The organism is uncultured Campylobacter sp. (genome assembly GCF_938045205.1).
Classification (GTDB): Bacteria; Campylobacterota; Campylobacteria; order Campylobacterales; family Campylobacteraceae; genus Campylobacter_B.
The window spans coordinates 1-1,367 of sequence record NZ_CALIMY010000063.1; the positions used below are offsets into that span (position 1 = coordinate 1).

Annotated in this window: 1 protein-coding gene and 1 pseudogene; both read left to right on the forward strand. The window is 45.4% G+C overall.

From position 1 onward, the window contains the following. Positions 1 to 473 (forward strand): annotated as a pseudogene (locus tag Q0198_RS03885) (MBL fold metallo-hydrolase); the annotation flags it as partial. Further along, a partial coding sequence (locus Q0198_RS03890; RefSeq protein WP_297895210.1) for a hypothetical protein occupies positions 466 to 1,367 on the forward strand: 902 nt, incomplete at its 3' end. The pseudogene Q0198_RS03885 and the gene Q0198_RS03890, both read left to right, overlap by 8 nt.

A 1,367-nucleotide genomic window follows, 5' to 3' on the forward strand; every position in this document is an offset into this window, starting at 1 on the left:
CAGGCCATAAAGGCGAGCTTGTAGTGTTTAAAAAAGGTAGAAACGAGATCGAGCCCGGAATGTGTACGTTTTGCTACGACTGCCCTATCATTACGAGGGTTTTTGGCGAGCAGTCGATCTTCGTAAACGTTAAAGACAAAGGTCTTGTGAGTATCACGGGCTGCTGCCATCAAGGCATCATTACCTTCTCGGATTCCGCGCATAAGGAGCTTAAGTACGACAACGACCAACTCTATGGGCTTTACGGCGGACTTCATATTTCGCCGTTTGACGACTGGGACCCAAAATACGACGATCTGGTTATCGGACTGAAAAGATGGAACTACCAGGTCATGGCGTGCAACCACTGCACGGGTTTGCTGACCGTGCAAAAATTCGTCCGCGAGGGCTATCCGATCGTAAAGGGCACGGCTAGGTTTAGAACCAAAACGTCCGATTATCTGGGCAACGGCGATAAGGTTAAATTTGGATAGAAGAATGGAATTTCAAGATATTTTCCCTTTGAAATTTAAATACTCATTTGAGGATTACAGATCGCTTATGAGATGCATATTGATGAAGTCTCTTTACGATAGCGACGTAAAATCCTCAAGCAGGTATCAGGGGATGTATAAGGGGAACTATTTTAACGAATGCTGGAGCATCAAATTTGGCTTTTACAGCGGAATTTACGGCATCGTTTTGCGGGAGGTGAAAGATAGCGCGGGCGTGTTTGAGCTTTATTATTTTCCCTCCGCAAATGACGAGCTGCTCGGTAGCGTCTCGCTTTTTGAAGCCGTTTTAGCCGGAGGGCCGGAGTTTTTAACAAAAGTGCGAAATTTCTCCGCGCACGAGGAGCTTTTAAATAATTTCTGCGTCGCTACGATCTACTTAAAGCCGCAAGAGCGAGGCATAGCGCTATATTTTAAAACAAAGCTCAGAGATAGGTCATACGCAAAGGACGGCGTCTGCGTAGAGGGCAAGCAGATCATCGCAAAAGAGGGGCTCGATAAAAATTTCCCCTGCTTTAGGGTGTCGCTTGCGTTTATGAACTTTTTGCATATCGCGCTTTGCAAAATTTACGAGCCGCACTACGAGAGCTTTGAAATTTACAAAAAAGCGGCTCGCGCCGTGATTTACGACAAAAATCGAAATTTAAAAAGCAAAGCAGATCCGCTCTGCGGTGAAATTTTTGTAAATTTAATCTACGGCGCAGAGGATGCGAACGACGCGTGCTTTAAATTTAACGATAAATCCTTTAAGAAGCTACCCGGCTCGGCGCCTTTGTTTAAATTTTTGCTGCGTTTAGCCAAAGAGGATAAAAAGCAAATTTTTATGCAAGGCGGCGAGCGGCCGAATTTCTTCATCATCACCGGCTATCTGGGCTC